2 protein-coding genes and 1 pseudogene are annotated in these 2084 nt (G+C 29.4%); all 3 read left to right on the forward strand.

From position 1 onward, the window contains the following. A partial coding sequence (locus tag BGS43_RS00565) for a Cj0814 family flagellar-dependent secreted protein (protein WP_257841413.1) occupies nt 1-1117 on the forward strand: 1117 nt, incomplete at its 5' end. 151 nt (nt 1118-1268) lie between these two features. Further along, a complete protein-coding gene (locus tag BGS43_RS00570; protein ID WP_096568409.1) occupies nt 1269-1712 on the forward strand; it encodes a hypothetical protein in 444 nt (147 codons plus the stop codon). A 103-nt stretch (nt 1713-1815) separates the two neighbouring features. Then, nucleotides 1816-2084: pseudogene (locus BGS43_RS00575) on the forward strand (Cj0814 family flagellar-dependent secreted protein); the annotation flags it as partial.

The following is a 2084-nucleotide window of genomic DNA, read 5'->3' on the forward strand; positions in this document are numbered from 1 at the left end:
TACTAGCAATAATACTAATTTTAGTATAAGTAGTAAGACAAGTTCTCCTAATTATGATATATCTAGTGAATTTAAAAACTCTATTTATACTCTAAAATATAAACAAGTAGATTTAAGCACTGATACAGCCTATGGTTATAGTGTAGATAAAGATGGTTATATGGGAAGTGACTTTAACAAAGCTGCAGGATTGCCAAATGATTTTAAGATACATAAATCTACTTTGGATGAGATTAAAAAAGCTGCTGAAAATGAACCTTATATTGCAGATATGAAACAATATTTTGGTGTAAGCGAGTATTATACTAATATCGATATGGCTGAAACCATAAAACAATATTATAATCTTTTTTCTAATGCTTTAGGTCAAAGCTTTCCAAATGATAAAACAAGTTTTAGTGAAGCAGATATAAATTCTATGCCTAAGGGGTATGCTATAAATGGAATAAAATCGATGGATTTTAATGATCCAAGCAATAGAATGAATATCACTCACCTAAGAGATTTTTCAAATTCTTTAATTTCAAATGTTTATAAAACCCCTGAACAAGCAAAAGAAGCTGATGAAATTTGGCTTGATTCAGGATATATAATCAAAGGATTATCATCTGAGACTTTAGGTTTATCCTTAGAAGAAATCAAAAATGTTTCTAAAGGTGAAGATTGGCAATTTAATCCTGATATGTCAGTTTATCCACAAAATGAAGATGGAAGTTATTCTAAAGAAGCTTTATTTATGAGTTTTTTAAAATCTCAAGGTGGACAACCTGTTGAGAGTCCAAAAACCACACTTAATCCCACAATAGAAGCTTACAATAGGGCTATGGCTAAAGAGAGTTTTAGTGGTCCAGCCATACACTTAGATAGTATTATGACAGGTAAAAGTGACTTTAAAAGCTTTTTTAGATACTGGGCAGAGCGTGGCATAGCAGAAGGTGATTTATATATGTATGAAAATAACATTCCTAAAGAATCTGCTATGGGTAATTGGGCTTTAGATGCTGAAATTAAACAAGCTCTTGCTAATGGCTGGAAAGCAAAACCTAGCACTATTGATTCCTACGCTGATTCTATAATGGATAGATTAAATAATCTTATAGGACAAACTAGGGTTTAGGAAATAAATAAAAAGAAATTAATATCGCTTAATTGCGATATTAAAATCCAAAATGTTCTATTTCAAAATTCAAAGATTTTTGATTAAATTTGATTTAGGGTATTTATTATGATAAAATGAATTATATTACATTTTAAAACAAGGAGCTAAAATGTTTAAAAAACTATTGAGTGTTGTAGCTTTAGGTGCTTTATTGTCAAGTTCTGCTTTTGCAGAAGATATTCTTGCTAAAGTCAGTAATGGAGCAATTAGTGATAATAGTGCAGGTGTTAAAGTTCTTAGCCTTGATGAGATGAAAGAGGTTAAGGGTGGGTATCGGTTTCAAAGAGATAGTGCTTTTGATTATTATGCAGGTTCTCTAACTTCTTATGGATATGTTGTTTTGAATGATAACAGTAATGATCATAGAGAAGTAAGCAAACAACTTGGTTATTCAAGTAGTGGATATATCGTAGCCAAATACCGCTATGTAAATAACCAAAAAGATTACTATTTGCAATATTTTTCAAGCAAATACGGTTCAGGCACAAATATTTGGGCTTATGCAAATAGTCCTGCCTATGAAATTTTAAGACAATTTAAAAATCAATACTAACCACTCCCTCTGTTCCATTTTATTCCAAATTGGAACAGATCTTGCTTATATTATTTTAATATATTTAGATTGAAGGCAGAAAAATCTAAATTAAGGAATTAATATGAGTATCTTTAGCATCAATGATAACTCAAACTATGGTTCTATACTTTCACAAGCAAAAGCTAATAAAGAAAGTAAAGAAAATTCTAAAATAAGTTTTGCTAATGCTTTTTTAAAACAAAATGCTAGTAAATTAAATGAAATTCAAAATGCAAATTCACAAACCCTAGTAAGAAGTGAAGTATTAAATTCTACTAATACAACAAATACTAGCAATAATACTAATTTTAGTATAAGTAGTAAGACAAGTTCTCCTAATTATGATATATC

Origin of the sequence: Campylobacter sp. 110, assembly GCF_002383965.1 — a bacterium.
GTDB lineage: Bacteria > Campylobacterota > Campylobacteria > Campylobacterales > Campylobacteraceae > Campylobacter_D > Campylobacter_D coli.

What these genes read in the sequence shown, in the direction of transcription:
- BGS43_RS00570 (WP_096568409.1), top strand. Translation starts at nt 1,269, where the DNA reads ATGTTTAAAAAACTATTGAGTGTTGTAGCTTTAGGTGCTTTATTGTCA.